General features: G+C 70.9%; 15 protein-coding genes. 4 read left to right on the top strand and 11 right to left on the bottom strand.

Translation table 11 applies throughout. The features are described 5' to 3' along the window. The first annotated feature begins 9 nt into the window (after nt 1-9). Complete coding sequence (locus Strain318_RS12490) at nt 10-678, top strand: copper homeostasis protein CutC (protein ID WP_367886028.1); 669 nt, start codon at nt 10-12, stop codon at nt 676-678. Between the two features lie 10 nt (nt 679-688). Here Strain318_RS12490 and Strain318_RS12485 read toward each other — a convergent pair whose 3' ends face one another. From Strain318_RS12485 to Strain318_RS12445, 9 genes are all read right to left on the bottom strand, one after another. Next, nucleotides 689-1,597 (bottom strand): DUF1259 domain-containing protein, encoded by a 909-nt coding sequence (locus Strain318_RS12485; RefSeq protein ID WP_367886027.1) that lies wholly within the window; start codon nt 1,595-1,597, stop codon nt 689-691. A 26-nt stretch (nt 1,598-1,623) separates the two neighbouring features. Further along, entirely contained in the window at nt 1,624-2,268 is a 645-nt protein-coding gene (locus Strain318_RS12480) for a transmembrane anchor protein (protein ID WP_367887920.1), read from the bottom strand. A 5-nt stretch (nt 2,269-2,273) separates the two neighbouring features. Next, nucleotides 2,274-2,993, bottom strand: a complete 720-nt coding sequence (locus Strain318_RS12475; RefSeq protein ID WP_367886026.1) for a HupE/UreJ family protein — start codon at nt 2,991-2,993, stop codon at nt 2,274-2,276. Then, complete coding sequence (locus tag Strain318_RS12470; protein ID WP_367886025.1) at nt 2,993-6,106, bottom strand: efflux RND transporter permease subunit; 3,114 nt, start codon at nt 6,104-6,106, stop codon at nt 2,993-2,995. Before Strain318_RS12470 ends, Strain318_RS12475 begins: the two co-directional genes overlap by 1 nt. 10 nt (nt 6,107-6,116) lie before the next feature. Then, nucleotides 6,117-7,601 carry an efflux RND transporter periplasmic adaptor subunit gene (locus Strain318_RS12465; protein ID WP_367886024.1) on the bottom strand — a complete coding sequence of 495 codons (1,485 nt, stop codon included), beginning with the start codon at nt 7,599-7,601 and terminating at the stop codon, nt 6,117-6,119. A 26-nt stretch (nt 7,602-7,627) separates the two neighbouring features. Then, nucleotides 7,628-8,893, bottom strand: coding sequence for a TolC family protein (locus tag Strain318_RS12460; RefSeq protein WP_367886023.1), 1,266 nt, complete (start codon nt 8,891-8,893; stop codon nt 7,628-7,630). 93 nt (nt 8,894-8,986) lie between these two features. Next, on the bottom strand, nt 8,987-9,391 hold the full coding sequence (locus Strain318_RS12455; RefSeq protein ID WP_367886022.1) for a hypothetical protein: 405 nt from the start codon (nt 9,389-9,391) through the stop codon (nt 8,987-8,989). A 48-nt stretch (nt 9,392-9,439) separates the two neighbouring features. Then, nucleotides 9,440-10,690, bottom strand: coding sequence for an MFS transporter (locus Strain318_RS12450; protein ID WP_437436327.1), 1,251 nt, complete (start codon nt 10,688-10,690; stop codon nt 9,440-9,442). Continuing rightward, nucleotides 10,678-11,916, bottom strand: coding sequence for a Gfo/Idh/MocA family protein (locus tag Strain318_RS12445; protein WP_367886020.1), 1,239 nt, complete (start codon nt 11,914-11,916; stop codon nt 10,678-10,680). Before Strain318_RS12445 ends, Strain318_RS12450 begins: the two co-directional genes overlap by 13 nt. 75 nt (nt 11,917-11,991) lie before the next feature. Between Strain318_RS12445 and Strain318_RS12440 the strand changes: the two genes are divergently transcribed. After that, nucleotides 11,992-13,035 carry a COX15/CtaA family protein gene (locus tag Strain318_RS12440; RefSeq protein ID WP_367886019.1) on the top strand — a complete coding sequence of 348 codons (1,044 nt, stop codon included), beginning with the start codon at nt 11,992-11,994 and terminating at the stop codon, nt 13,033-13,035. Nucleotides 13,036-13,071: 36 nt separating this feature from the next. On the opposite strand, the gene Strain318_RS12435 is transcribed toward Strain318_RS12440, so the two are convergent. Both Strain318_RS12435 and Strain318_RS12430 read right to left on the bottom strand, forming a co-directional pair. Next, nucleotides 13,072-13,302, bottom strand: a complete 231-nt coding sequence (locus Strain318_RS12435) for a DUF2249 domain-containing protein (RefSeq protein ID WP_367886018.1) — start codon at nt 13,300-13,302, stop codon at nt 13,072-13,074. A gap of 54 nt (nt 13,303-13,356) precedes the next feature. Next, the gene (locus tag Strain318_RS12430; protein WP_367886017.1) at nt 13,357-13,992 is read right to left on the bottom strand and encodes a helix-turn-helix transcriptional regulator; all 636 of its coding nucleotides are present in this window, start codon (nt 13,990-13,992) and stop codon (nt 13,357-13,359) included. 123 nt (nt 13,993-14,115) lie between these two features. Between Strain318_RS12430 and Strain318_RS12425 the strand changes: the two genes are divergently transcribed. Both Strain318_RS12425 and Strain318_RS12420 read left to right on the top strand, forming a co-directional pair. After that, on the top strand, nt 14,116-14,325 hold the full coding sequence (locus tag Strain318_RS12425; RefSeq protein WP_367886016.1) for a DUF542 domain-containing protein: 210 nt from the start codon (nt 14,116-14,118) through the stop codon (nt 14,323-14,325). Next, entirely contained in the window at nt 14,322-14,645 is a 324-nt protein-coding gene (locus Strain318_RS12420; RefSeq protein ID WP_367886015.1) for a cupin domain-containing protein, read from the top strand. Before Strain318_RS12425 ends, Strain318_RS12420 begins: the two co-directional genes overlap by 4 nt. Nucleotides 14,646-14,668: the final 23 nt, after the last annotated feature.

Here is a 14,668-nt window from a genome sequence, read left to right as displayed (position 1 = left end):
CTTTCTGCGATGCCCACGCTGCCGCGTCCATTCATCGAGGCCTACGTCGAGACCGTCGCGCAGGCTGCCGCCGCCGAGCGGGCGGGCGCGGATCGCCTCGAGCTCTGCGGGCCGGGGGAAGGCGGACTCACGCCCTCCGACGCCACGGTCGCCGCGGTGGTGCAGGGTACCGACGTGCCGGTGCACGCGATGCTCCGCCCCCGCGCGGGCGACTTCACCTACGATGCCGACGAGTTCGCGCAGATGCTGCGCGACATCCCGCGCCTGCGCGCCTGCGGCGCGACGGGCGTGGTCTTCGGCGTGCTGCAGTTGGATCGCCGTCTCGACGTTGAGCGGATGCGCGCGCTCGTGACGGCGGCGGAGGGCCTGCGCACGGTCTGTCACCGCGCGTTCGACCTGACGCCGGATCCCGATGAAGCGCTCGAGCAGCTGGTCACCCTCGGGATCCACGAGGTGCTCACCAGCGGCCAGGCAGCCGACGCGAGCGCCGGGGTTCCGGTGTTGCGTCGCTTGCACGCGCGTGCCGACGGGCGCATCGACGTGCTCATTGGCGGCGGTGTGCGGGCGCACAACGTCGCGCGCATCATCGCGCAGACCGGCGTGCCCCGCGTCCACGCCCGCGCGGTCGACGCGGGGGTAATCGCGGAGATGCGAGCGGCCGTGCAGCGCCTGCGCTGACGCCCCGCCTTCAGGGCGTCGCGGTCATCACATCGAGCGCGGCGCGCAACCCGCGGGCCAGCTTCACCGCATCGTCCTCGGCCCAGAAGTGCAGGAAGAACAGCCGCGGCTCGTCATCGAGGAGGTGGTTGTGCAGGCTGGTCGGGGTGATGCCCTGCGACTGCAGTGCGCGGATCACGGGGTTGACCTGCGCGCCGAGCAGCACGAAGTCGCCGGTGATCGCGGCTCGTCCAGGACCGGTGGGCTGGAAGTTCATCACGGTCGCGAGGCCCATCGAGGCGGGCACGGGGTGCCCGCCCGCGCGCAGTGTCTCCGGACGCGGCACGCTGAAGTTCATCACGCCGGCATTGATCGGCGCCGGGCGTCCGAGCGCGGCGGCGAGTGCGGCGCTGTCGAGCGTGGCCGGCAGCGGTACGGTCGCCGGTTCCCGCCCCGGCGCCGGCGTGCCGGTCTTCGCCACGGCGGCGCGCACGCCCTCGGCGATCTTGAGCGCATCGCCGTGCGCGTGGAGATGGACGTACAGCACACTCGGCGACTCACCGGCGAGATGGTGGTGAATCGCGGACTGCTCGATGCCGGCCCGCTGCAGCTCGAGCAGGACGTCGGCGAGCTCCGATTCGAGCACGACGAGGTCGCCCATCGCCATCGTCCCGTGGGGGGTCGGTAGGAACGCGACCCACGAGCCGAGCGCGAAGTTTGCGCGGATCGGCGTGCCGCCGACACGGACGCGGAGGTCGCTGCGCGGCATCCCGATGCGCACGACACCGCCGGGCAGCACCGCGCTCGGGCGGCCCAGTGCCCGTTCGATGCCTGCGCGGTCCACGGGCGCCGGACCTTGGCCTCGTGCGGCGGCGGGGGTGATGGTGGCCGTCGACAGGAGCGCGAGGGTCGCCACGGCGGTATGTCGGATGCTTCGCATTGTCAGCCTCCCTGAGGTGTCGTCGGCTAGAAGAATCGCTTCAGTTCGGAGTAATTGCCCGAGACGATCAATCGCACCACCACGTCGCGCCCGGAGCGGTTCCTCCAGAACCAGCCGTGGCCGCCGTCCATCGCGGCCGTGAGCACGCCGCTGTCGGCCTCGACGCGCGTGCCCTTGCCGTACGGGATGTAGCTGTTCGGCACGCCGGTCGAGTCGCCGTGCATATCGTAGTTCACGGCGCCGCCGGTGCTGGTCCAGGCATAGGTCGCGGACATACCCTTCGGCATCACGAGCTTCACTTCCTTCCCGGCATTCGGCGCGAGGGCGACGAGCACCGTATCCGTGCGGGACGCCGCCGTGGCGGTCGGCGCGGCTGGCGTTGCTTCAGCCGCGGGCGTCGCGTCGCTCGGCGCGGCCTCGCTCCCGCTGGCGGCGGCCGCACGCTCGGCGGCCTCCGCCGCGGCGGCCTCCCGTGCGAGCTGCTGCTTGATCTCGCCCATCTCGGTGAGGCCGAGCACGCGGCCGACGCCGGTCACGTCCACGCCGTACTCCGCCGGCATCACGACGGTGACGAGCAGCAACGCCGCCACGCCGAGGGCGGTGAGCGTCGCCCGCCGCAAGCGCTGCGGGCTGGGAAGGTCCTGCTGCGAAGGCTGCATCGAGGTGTTCATCGTGGTCACGAGGCGGGAGAGAGGAAGAAACCGGCGAGCTGGTAGCCCGCGAGCAGGAATCCGAGCGACATCATCGTGGCGTTCGCGGCGAAGCTGTGCCGTGCGAAGCTGGCGCTGCGGCGCCAGTAGCCCATCGCGATGAGGATGGCGGAGAGGCCCAGCAGCTGGCCCAGCTCGACGCCGAGGTTGAAGGCGATGAGGTTCGCGAGCAGGCCGTCGTGGCCCACGTCGTAGTCGAGCATCTTCGTGGCGAGGCCGAGGCCGTGGATGAGTCCGAACAGCAGCGTCGCGGCGCGGGCGTCCGGCTGCCAGCCGAACCACACGCGGTATGCGCCGAGGTTGTCGAGCGCCTTGTAGACGATCGACAGGCCGATCACCGCATCCACGAGATAGGCGTTGACCCGCACATCGAGCAGAACGCCGCCCATCAGCGTCACGGTGTGGCCGATGGCGAACAGGGTCACGTAGAGCGCGACGTCGCGCAGGCGATACACGAAGAAGATCACGCCGGCGAGGAACAGCAGGTGGTCGTAGCCGGTGACCATATGCTTGGCGCCGAGGTAGGCGAAGGGCGCGAGCAGCACGCCGGTCACCTGCTGCAAGTAGCCTTTGTCGCCGGCCGTCACGCCGTGCGCGAGCAGTTCGCTCGGCGCCAGCACGAGCGTGGCGATGGCGGTGAGTGCGAGTGCCGTCGCCAGGCGATTCGGCAAGGGGCGTGGACGCATCACGGGTGCTCCGGAGCGGGCGTGGAACGCTGTCCGTACGTCGCGTACAGCGCAGGGAGGACGATCATATTGAGTGCGGTCGCGGAGATGAGGCCTCCGAGAATGACGATGGCCATCGGGGTCTGGAGTTCGTTGCCGGGTTCGCCGCCGCCGAGCGCGAGCGGAATCAGCGCGAGACCGGCGGTGAGTGCGGTCATCAGGATGGGAGAGAGCCGCTCGAGCGAACCACGCAGCACGGCCTCGTGGTCGGACACCCCGTCGGACTCGAGCTGCCGGTAGTGCGTCACGAGGAGGATGCCGTTGCGCGTCGCGATGCCGAACAGCGTCACGAAGCCGACGAGCGAGGCCACGCTGACCACGCCGCCGCTCAACGCCACCGCCGCCACGCCACCGATCAGCGCCAGCGGCAGGTTGGCCATCACCAGGGTCGCGAGGCGCGCCGACTTGAATTCCCCGTAGAGAATCAGGAAGATCGCCGCGATGGCCAGCACCGACAGCGAGAGCAGCGTGCGCGTGGATTCCTCCTGCGCCTCGAACTGCCCGCCGTACTCCACGAAGTAGCCCGGCGGCATCGCGACGTCGCGGGTGATGCGCGCGCGGATCTCCTCCACGGCGGAGCCCAGGTCACGGCCCGCCACGTTGGCCTGCACGACGATCTTGCGCTGCACGTTCTCGCGCGAGATGGTGTTCGGCCCGCGCGTCATCGTGACGCGCGCGAGCCGGCCGATGGGCACGCGCTGGCCCGTGGGCGTGGCCACGGGCATCGCGGCGATGGCCTCCGTCGAGCGACGCTGCGACTCCTCGAGCCGCACCACGAGATCCACGCTGCGGCCCTCCTCCAGCAACTGCGAGACGACCTCACCGTTGAACGCCACGTCCACCGCCTCGGCGAAGTCGCCCGGCGTCAGGCCGTAGCGCGCCAGCGCGAGGCGGTCCACGTCCAGCCGCAGCTGCGGCACGTCCACCTGCTGTTCCAGCTGCAGGTCGGCGATGCCTTCGACGTCCTGGATGGCGTCGCGCACCGCGGTGCCGACGCCGCGCAGGCCCTGCAGGTCGGGCCCGAAGATCTTCACCGCGATGTTCGCGCGCGTGCCCGAGAGCATATGGTCGATGCGATGGCCGATCGGCTGGCCGATCGTGACGTTGGTGCCGGGGATCGAGGCGAACTGGGCGCGCAGTCGCGCGAAGAGCGCTTCCTTGTCCACGTCAGGCTTGAGCGTCACGTCCAGTTCGGCGGCGTTCACGCCCTGCGCGTGCTCGTCGAGCTCGGCGCGGCCCTGGCGGCGATCCGTGTTGAGCACGGCGGAGTCGGCCTTCAGGATGCGCTCGACGCGCAGGCCGATTGCGCTGGCCTCGGCCAACGAGGTGCCCGGCACCGTCACCACGCTCACCGTGAGCGCGCCTTCGTTGAACTCCGGCAGGAAGGCGGTGCCGAGCAGCGGTAGTGTGGCCATCGTGAGCGCGAAGGCGGCCAGCGCGCCGATCAGGGTACGTCGCGGGGCGTTGAGCACGCGCTCCAGCAAGGTGGCGTAGTGCCGCTTCAGCCACTGCACCACGCGGCTGTCGTGGGCACCCGCACCCTCGGCGCTTGCCGGCAGCAGCCAGGCGCAGAGCACCGGCGTGACCGTCACCGCCACGACCAGCGAAGCGAGGATGGACACCACGTAGGCGAAGCCCAGGGGCTGCAGCAGGCGCCCTTCCACGCCGCCGAGGAAGAACAGCGGCAGGAAGACCACGATGATGATGGCCGTCGCGTTGACGATCGAGCTGCGGATCTCGACGGAGGCATCGAAGACCACGTCGAATACGCTGCGGCGTGCTTCAGGGGCCAGCACCGCGTTCTCGCGCAAGCGGCGCAGCACGTTCTCGACGTCGATGATGGCGTCGTCCACCAACGCGCCGATGGCGATGGCCATCCCGCCGAGCGACATCGTGTTGATGCCGATGCCGAGCAGCTGCATCGCCAGCACGGCGACGGCCAGGGACAACGGGATGGCGAGCACCGAGATCGCCGTGGCCCGGCTGTTGGCCAGGAACAGGGCGAGGATGATCACGACGAGCAGGGCGCCGTCGCGCAGCGCGTGGACCACGTTGCGGATGGCGACGGTGATGAAGTCCGCCTGCCGGAACAGCTCGGTCTCGATGTGCATCCCCTCGGGCAGCGTCGGCTGGATGGCCGCCAGCTCCTCGGTGATCCGCTCCGTGAGGGCGAGGGTGTTGGCGCCGGGCTGCTTCTGCACGGCGAGCACGACGCCAGGCAGCGCGTTGACCGAAGCGTCGCCGTAACGCGGCGCTGGCCCCACGCGCACGGTCGCCACCTGGGCGAGGGTCACGGCGCCGCCGCCGCGTGCCGCGACGACGGTCGCGCCGATGTCTTCCACGCTGCGGGCGCGCCCGACGCTGCGGATGACAATCTCCTGCCCGCGATCCATATACACGCCGCCCGAGGCGTTCACGTTGGCACCCTCGGCGGCGCGCAGCAGGTCGCCGAGCGTGATGCCTGCCGCGCGCATCCGCTCGGCGTCAGGATGAATCTGGTACTGCTTCACCTCGCCGCCGATCGGGATGACCTGCGCGACGCCCGGCAGCGCGAGCAGGCGGCGGCGCAGTGTCCAGTCAGCGTGCGTGCGCAGCGCCATCGCGCGCTCGAGGGACGGTGTCGTATCGCCGCGCCACGAGAGCCCGATCATCATAATCTCGCCCATCACCGACGACACGGGGGCGAGCACCGGCGGTGGGAGGTCGTCCGGGAGGCTCGCGGCGGCCGCCTGCAGCTTCTCGGTGACGATCTGCCGGGCACGGAAGATCTCCATCTCCCAGTCGAACTCCACCCAGATCACGGCGATGCCCTGTGCGATCGACGAGCGCACGCGACGCACGCCGGTGGCGCCGTTCACGGCCGTCTCGATCGGGAAGGCGACGAGGGCCTCGACTTCCTCCGGCGCCATACCGTGCGCCTCGGCGAGGACGGTGACCGTCGGCGCCGTCAGGTCCGGAAACACGTCCACCGGCAACCGTGCGGCGGTCCACGCGCCGGTGGCGAGCAGCAAGGTCGCGGCCGCGAGGACCACGACGCGCCGCTGCAGCGCCCATTTGATCAATGCGTTCATCATCGGGCGGCGCTCAGTGTTCGTGGCCGTGCGCAGGCACGGCCGTGGAGAGCGAGGCGAGCTTCACGTGGTACGCCGCCCCGCTGACGACGCGCTCGCCGGCGTTGAGGCCGCTGCGGACGAGTACGGAGCGTCCGTCACCGCCATCCACCTGCACCACGCGGCGCTCATAGCGCTCGCCGGAGGTCTGCACGAACACGATCGCCGTGCCATCCTCGTCGAGCACCGCGCCGGCCGGCACGACGATGCCGGCCCCACGCGAGCGCGTGGGTACCGCCACGCGCGCCAATGCACCGACGGGCAGCGGCTCGCGCAGGCCCTCGAGCGCGTAGCTCACGCGCACGGCGCGGGTCAGCGAATCCACGGCGGCGCTCACACCGAGCGGGCGCGCGGCGAAGCGGTCGGAGAACCCTTCCGGCGTGACGACGGCCCGCGCGCCGCGGTCCACCCGGCCGACGACGTCCACCGGCACGAAGGCCGTGACCCACAGCCGCGACGGATCCACCAGCGAGTACAGCGGCGCGCCGGCTTCGACGCGCGCGCCCGCCGTCCCCCAGCGTTCGGTGACGATGCCGTCCATCGGGGCACGCAGTTCCACCAGACCGTCCGCCGTGATCGCACCACCGCCGATCGCCGCCAGCGCCTCACGCGCGGCGTCGAGCGCAACGGTCGCCTCGTGCATCCGGCGCTCGGGAATCGCCTCCGCGGCGAGCAGGCGCTCGGCGCGGGCGTGCTCCTCCTCGGCTTCGCGCAGCCGCGCGCGGGCGTCGGCGAAGCTCGCGCCGCCGTCACCGAGCGTAGGACGGACGCGGGCGAGCACGTCGCCGCGGCGCACGCGCATCCCGACGGCCGGCGCATCGGGCGAGAGCTCGAGCAGACCACTCGCCGGTGCCGGCGCGACCTGCGCAGCACCCGGCGCCGGCATCACCTCGCCCGGTACGTCCACGGCGATCGCCAGCGTGCCGGAAACCGCGAAGTCGGTGCGGAAGCCCGGCGTCTTCCATTGCTGCTCCTTCAGGAATGCGATACCGCCGTCCTCGCCGCCCTCGTCGAGGGGCGCGTCGTCCTCCGTGGCATACACGACGAGCCCCGGGACCTCGATGCGGTCGCGGGCCTGCGGGCTCTCGACGTCGATGACCAGGTCGTAGATGCCCGGCGCCGTGAACACGGGTGCCGGCCCATAGATGCCCGGCACGCGCGGCGCGTCCTGCGTGACGACGAGCGGCGCGCCACCGCTGCGCGGCGTGAATGTGAGCACGATGCGTCCTGAGCGCAGCGGCGCGAAGTCCGTGAGGTCGGTGAGATGGGCGGCGAACGTGCCGCCCACGCCGACGATCAGCGCCGGGTGCTCCATAAAGAGCTCGGTGGAGTCGGTGAAGAGCGTGATGACGCCGCCGGCACGCTCGGGTGCCGCGGACTCATCGCCGGGCGTATCGGCACAGGCCGCCATTGCGGAGAAGCCAAGGGCGAGCGCCAGCAGGGCGCGTCGCGAATGCACGAGAGTATGGAGAGAGGGCACGGGAGTCAGTCCAGGAAAGGTTGGCCGATGGCGCGCGCCAACTCGGCGCGGCGCACGAGGGCGTCCGCTCGCAGCGTCGCGAACGCTTCTTCGGCTTCGTCGTATGCGCGTAGGCCGTTCAGCCAGGCCTCGAGCGGGATGTCTCCCTCGGCGAAGGCCGCATTGACGGCGGCGAGGGCGCGTGCCGCATTCTCGCCGAGCGCCGGCTCGAGCAGGGCGAGCTGCGTGGCAGCGCTGCGCAGCGCGTCGCTGGCCGCGATGATCTCTTGCGTGGCTTGCCGCTGGAGCTCAACGAGCTCTTGCCGTACCTGCTCCGCATCGGCGGCGGCGGCATCACGGGCGCCGGTGCGGCGGTCGAACAGCGGCAGCGGGATGGTGACACCGGCGGCGATGCCGCGCAGTGCGCCCAGCCCAGCGGCGGTCTCGGTCTTGAGGCCGCCGACGAGCGTCGGGACGGGCAGGCGCTCCCATTGGGCGAGCCGCGCCGAGGCCACGCGGGCTTCGACGCGTGCGCGCGCGGCTTGGAGGTCGGGTCGCTGCGCCAGGCCCTGCGCGAGCAGGGAGTCGTCACTGAGTGTCGGTGCGCGCGTGGCGTCGAAGGTGAGCGCGAACGGGACGTCGTCGCCACGATGCGCGGGGTCGACGAGTGCGCGCAGGGCGCGCCGCGCACGACGGGCCTCGACGGCGCGTGCCTCGCGCACGGCCGTGTAGCGTGCAGCCTCGAGTTGCACGCGGCGTTGCTCGTAGCCCGACGCATCGCCGGCGGCGAGCCGGGCATCCACGATGCGCTGCGCCTCGGCGAAGGCCCGCGCCGACTGCGTCGCGATGCTGAGCCGTCGCTCGGCCTCGAGCACCGCCGCGTAGGCGGTCACCGTCATCACGGCGACGTCCAGCTCGGCGGCGCGGAGATCGGCGGCCGCGGCCTGCGCGTCGGCGGCCGCGGCGTCCCGGCGTGCCGCGCGCTGGCCCAAGGCCAGCGGCTGCGCCAGCGTCGTGATGTGCTGTGAGTTCTCGGCTCCGGCGCGTGAGGTGCGCTCGTACTGCCACGAGAGACTGGGATTGGCGAGCGCAGCGGCCTGCCGCGTCCGGGCGTCGGCGGCCAGGAGCGCGGCCCGGGCGGCGGCGACGCGCGGGTGCGCGCGCAGCGCCCGCTGCACGGCGGAATCGAGAGGAAGCGGGTCGGCGGCCTGCTGCGCGGCCGCTGGTGCCGCGAGGCAGGCCAGCAACACGAGCGCGCGCAGATGCGCGGTCCCGCGAGTGCGGAACGACATCGGGGTTCTATTGTAGGAGTCCCCGCTCGGCGCGGCGGTCGCCGGCGGGCGCGGGACTGTCAGGGCATCAGGCGCGTGCCGGGCACGCGAGGCTCAGCGCGCCGGCGGCGCGCGAGGGCTGACGCTGGAATGTCGTCGCGCGGCGGGCGGGTCCGACGCGAACGCCTCGCGAGGAGGCAAGACGTCACCGCGCGGCGGCAGGAGCCCGACCTCCGCCGCGACGGCGAGGTCGATGGGCGTCCAGTCCGTACGCGACTTCAGGCCCGCGCTGACGACCGCGTGAGGATGCTCGTGCTGATGGGCGTCCGGCGAGACGGCGAGCGCGTCGCTGACGTCGGCCGCTTCGTGATCGTGATCGTGTCCGTGCACTGCCACGGACTCGTGCGTCGCCTCGTGCGCGTGCGCCGTGCCGTGGGCGACCGCGCTCACCGACTGCCCCACTCCCATCAGGAGTGCGGCGCCGAAGAGCAGCGAGCGCGTCAGGCCGTGCGGGTGCATTCAGTGAACCTACACGGGCCGGTCATCCTCCGCCACAGACATCCTGGGTCAGGGACTCCGCGAGGCGCCCGAGCTTTCGCGCATCCGCAGCGCCGACACCGTCCCCGAGCCGAAGGTGATGGCCGCGGTCACCCAGATGGCGACGGCGATGCCGAAGCGATCGGCGAGCACGCCGGCGAGCACGGCCCCGAAGGCGTAGCCGAGGTCCCGCCACAGCCGGTACACCCCGACCGCCGAGGCGCGCCAGCGCGGATGCGCCACGTCGCCGATCGCGGCCAACAGCGTCGGATAGACCATCGCCGTGCCGACGCCGAGCAGGACGGCGCCGCCGGCGAATCCCGCAAAGCGATCCGACATCGCGATCACGGCAATGCCGATCGCCTGCGTCCACATCCCCCAGACGATGAGGCCTTTGCGCCCGATGCGGTCCGAGAGTCCGCCCGTCACCAGTTGGCCGAATCCCCACACCGCGGGATACAGCGCCGCCAGCGCCCCGATCTGCGCGAGCGACATTCCCGCCGCGGCGAAGGCGAGCGGGAAGAGGCCCCACGCGAGGCCGTCGTTGAGATTGTTGACGAGCCCCGCCTGCGAAATGCTCGAGAGCGTTGGCTCGCGGTACGTCGCGAGCCGGAAGATCTCCGCTTGGCTGGGAATCGGCGCGGCGTCGGCGTCGCCGCTGTGCGCCTGCGCTTCGAGATGCACGTGGTCGCGTGTGTCGCGCACGAGAAATGCCGACAGCAGCAGGCCGATGGCGACGAAGCCGATGCCCATCTGGAACGGCGCCGGGCGCAGGCCGTAGCGCGCGGCGACGTAGCCCGTGGCCAGCGTGCTCAATGCGAGCGCGACGTAGCCGGCGAACTCGTTGAACCCCATCGCGAGCCCGCGCTGCCGCGGCCCGACGAGGTCGATCTTCATAATCACGGTCGTGGACCACGTGAGGCCCTGACTCACGCCGAGCAACGCGTTCGCCGCGAGGATCCAGTTCCAGCTCGGTGCCCACATCAGCAGGAAGGGCACCGGTGCGGCGAGGATCCAGCCGGCGATGAGGACGTGCTTGCGGCCGAAGCGGTCCGACAGACGGCCGGCGAGATAGTTCGTGGCCGCCTTCGCGATGCCGAAGACGACGATGAACGAGAGGATCGCCGTGCGCGCGGCGAGCAGGAACTCCTGCTCGGCAATGGCCGGGAGGATGCTGCGCTCCAGCCCGACCATCGCCCCGACGAAGCCGTTGACCAGCACCAGCAGGGAGAACTGGGCCCAGTTCTCCCGCAGGCCGAGCCGCGGCGTCACGGCCGCCAGGTGCCCTTGGCCACCTTCGGCATATAGCGATCGATGCCGCGGTTGGGATACGCCAGCGTCTTGCCCTGCTCGGCCGAGCGGTACGCCGTCATCAGCATCTTCACCACCTCGACGCCGTCGGCGAAGTCGAGCATCGCCTTCTCCTTGCCCTGGAAGACGCGCACGAAGTGGCGGTCCTCGTTCGTGTAGCCGTAGGCCGCGTACTCCTCGGGAACGACCGGCATCACGCCCTGCTCGGCGTTCTGCTTCTCCACGAGATCTTCGCCGGCGCGGCCGGTGACTTCGCGCGAGAAGAACAGGTTGAGGCCGGAGTCCAGCGAGTTCCACTTCATCGAATACTCGGGGCCGAGCAACTCGGCCGAGAGGCGCAGGCCCGCGCCGACGAAGCTCCACGACGTGGAGGCCTCGCCGATGACCTTGTGGCCGTCGGCCGTCTTGAACTCGATGAGGATGCTGGCGTAGTCCTCGCTGGGCCGCTTGGTGTAGTCGATGGCGCGGCCGTAGGTCTTCTGGAGCTTCTTCGCGTAGCTCGGTCGCGACCACTTGAGCGAGGCGATGTGACCGGTGATGCGCACGGGCTTCACGGAGCTGAGCGGCTTGCCCGGTTCGGTGAGGAGGTGACGCACGACGAGCGCCGAGTGGCACATCATGTCGTTGAGCACGCCGCCACCCTGCAGTGCGCCGTTCCAGAACCACGGCGCGTGCGGGCCCGAGTGCTCCTCGGCGGCACGGGCGAGGTACGGCCGGCCGGTCGTGGCCGCACCGCGGGCCCAGATGAGCTTCTTGCCCGCCTCGACGTGCGGCGCGAAGAGCTGGTTCTCGAGGTAGCCCGTCTTGAGCCCCACGCTCTTCACGAGGCGCTGCACCTCCTCGGCCTCGGCCACGTTGCGGGCCAGCGGCTTCTCGCAGGCGATGCCCTTGAGCGTGCCCTTGCCGCTCTTGATGGCGTGGACGATCTCCTCGACGTTCTCGATGCGCGCCTGGTTGGGGCCGCAGAGCCAGAGGGCGTCGATGTTCGGATCGGCGACCATCGCCGTGATGGACTTGTAGGCCTTCGCCTGACCGACGTCGCAGTCGCGGGCGAGCCTGGCCGCGCTGGCGGCGTTCGCCGCGTTGGGTGACCAGACGCCGCGCACGTCCGCGTCGCGGACGCCGCGCCAGCCCTGGATGTGAAAGCGGGTGTTGAAGCCCGAACCGATGAAGCCGACGCCGAGGGGTGCGCTCATTACCGTGTCCAGATTCCGGGTGAAGGTGACGCTTTAGAGATAGCACTCGGGCGGCGTCCTGACTATCGTCCATGCATGCACGAGCACATCGCGGTCCGACGCTGGCTCATGGCCTGCATCGTGTCGGTGTTCTTCGCCGTCGTGATCGGCGGCATCACCCGCCTCACCGAGAGCGGGCTCTCCATCACCGAGTGGAAGCCGGTGGCCGGCGTGTTCCCGCCGATGAACGAGGCCGCCTGGGACGACGCGCTGCGGAAGTTCCAGCAGATCCCGCAGGCGCAGACCACGCACGCCGGCATCACGATGGCGCAGTTCAAGTGGATCTACTGGTGGGAATGGTTCCATCGCATCGCCGCGCGCGCCGTGGGATTGGTCTTCGCGATTCCCTTCCTGTACTTCGTCGCCAAGGGCACGATGCCGCAACGCTACGCGATGCGACTGGCGTGGCTGCCGCTCCTGACCTTGGCCCAAGGGGTGCTCGGTTGGTACATGGTGAGCAGTGGCCTCGAGGTGCGCACCGAGGTGAGCGCGTATCGGCTCGCCGCGCACCTCACGCTCGCGCTGACGATCCTCGTCATCGCCCTCTGGACCTGGGCGGACCTCGATCCCAGGCGTGAGGAAGTGCGCGCCGAGGCGCCGTGGCGCTGGGCGGTGCTCGGCGTCGTGAGCTTGCTGGCGATCACCGTGGTGTCCGGCGCGTTCGTCGCCGGCCTGCGCGGCGGCAAGGTGTTCAACGAGTTTCCGCTGATGGGCGGCCAGGTCGTGCCGCCGGGCTACCAGGCGCTGGTCGGCTGGTGGACGAACGCGTTCGAGAATCCCGTCGCGGCGCAGTTCCACCATCGCGTGTTGGCCACGCTCACGGGGATTCTCAGTCTCGTGCTCGCTTGGCGCGCGCGGCCGGAGATCCTCGGGGAGTACGGCGCGACCGCCGTGCGCTGGTTCGGCATGGCGATCGCCGTGCAGTTCGGGCTCGGCATCGTCACGCTGCTGATGGCGGTGCCCGTCGCGCTCGGCGTGCTGCACCAGTTCGTCGGCACGCTGGCCCTCACGCTGGGCGTGCTCGCGGTGCACGCGGTGTGGGTGCCGCTGCGGCACGAACCCGCCGCCGCGGCCGGCTGATACCCGCGCCGGGCGCCAGACGGGCGCCCCGTGCCTTCAGCGCCGCGAGATCTCCACGCGCCAGATGCTCGGACCGCGCTCGGTGTACTCCCAGCGGAACGCGCCCGTGCGCTGCGTCTGGAACTGATAGTGCAGCGGCACCGGGTCGTGGTCGTTCACCAGGGTGAAGTGCTCGCCCGGCGCGAGGGCGTCGAAGGTGCGGAAGATGGTCGCGTGCTTCTCACGCGGTGGGATCGTACGGACATCCAGCATGGTCGGCGTCGCCATCGGCGCTCGCTCCGGGGGTTGGGGGTGTAAACCGTCGCCTCGCGACGGGGGACTTCAGCCGCGGACGTCGAGCTGGTAGCTGCAGGACTCCGCGCCGTCGGGAATGAAGCTGACGCGCTTGGGATCCTCGCCGAGCAGGTCGCGCAGCAGCGAGATCTCGGCGCGGCAGGGCACGTGCGTCGCAGCGACCATATCGCGCACGGGGCAGTGACAGAGCCGCAGGCGCGGCGCGCCGTCGACTTCGTCCAGTTCCGGCATATAGCCCAACTCGGTGAAGATCTGCAGCACTTCCTGCAGGCGCTCCTCGCCCTCGAGTCCCTCCACGCGCGCCATCGCGGCACGGCGACGCTCGGCGAGCTGCCGGTCATAGAACTTGCGCAGCAGGGGCGTGTGGCCGGCCTCGACGAGAAACGCCGAGAGTCCGCGCAGCAGCTCGCCCTCGTTGCGCGGAAACAGCGCCTCGGCACTCTCCGTGAGCGCGTAGAGGATGCTCGGCCGTCCGGGTCCGCCCTTGGCGCTGCCGACGCGCGCGACGAGCTGGCGCGCCTCGAGCGTCTGGAGATGCTCGCGCAGCGTCTCGACGTTGAGCGAGAGTTCGCGGGCCAGCTCGGGGACGGTGCTGCGGCCGCGACGCTTGAGCGCGTCGAGGACGCCGCGATGGCTCGGGGTGAGCGGTGTCGGTTCGTACACGGCGGCCGGGAAGCGGAGGCGAGTGAGGCGGGCGGTCGGAGGGCAGCTGCGTTGGTGCAGTGAGAATGGCTTGCGCCGGGTCAATAGTCAAGGTATTTTCCTTGAAATCTTCCAGGAGCTCCCGTGACCGACCTGACGACGTCCGACCTGCGGTCTCGCACCGTGGATGACCTGATGGCTCAACATCCGGCCACGATGGCCGTGTTCAACGCATTCGGCGTGGACAGTTGCTGCGGGGCGCACCGCACGGTGCACGAGGCGGCGATCGCCGACCTCGTCGACGAGACGGCGCTGCTCGACGCGCTGGCACGGGCGATGGCGGAGGCGCGATGAACGTCCTCGATGTGCAGGCTGCGGCCGAGGCGGCGGTGCAAGCCCATCCCAGCCGGCCGGCGACGGCGGTGGTGCACGATGTGCCCGGCGTGCGGCTGGTGGTGTTTCGCATCGAGCCGGGGCAGCAAGTGGCGCCGCATACGTCCGAGGCGACGGTGCTGCTGACGGTGATCAGCGGGCGCGGGACGATCTCCGGCCCCGACGGCGAGACCTCGGCAGGCCCCGGCACGGTGGTGACCTACGCGCCCGGCGAGCTCCACGGGATGCGCGCCGACGCCGAGCGCTTCTGCATCCTCGCGTCAATCATCCGCAAGCACTGAGCGGTGGCGGGAGCGCCGCGCGA

This window comes from Pseudogemmatithrix spongiicola (assembly GCF_030623445.1).
GTDB lineage: Bacteria > Gemmatimonadota > Gemmatimonadetes > Gemmatimonadales > Gemmatimonadaceae > Pseudogemmatithrix > Pseudogemmatithrix spongiicola.
The sequence above is the reverse complement of the archived record's forward strand: the minus strand, read 5'-3'. Positions and strand labels throughout refer to the sequence as shown.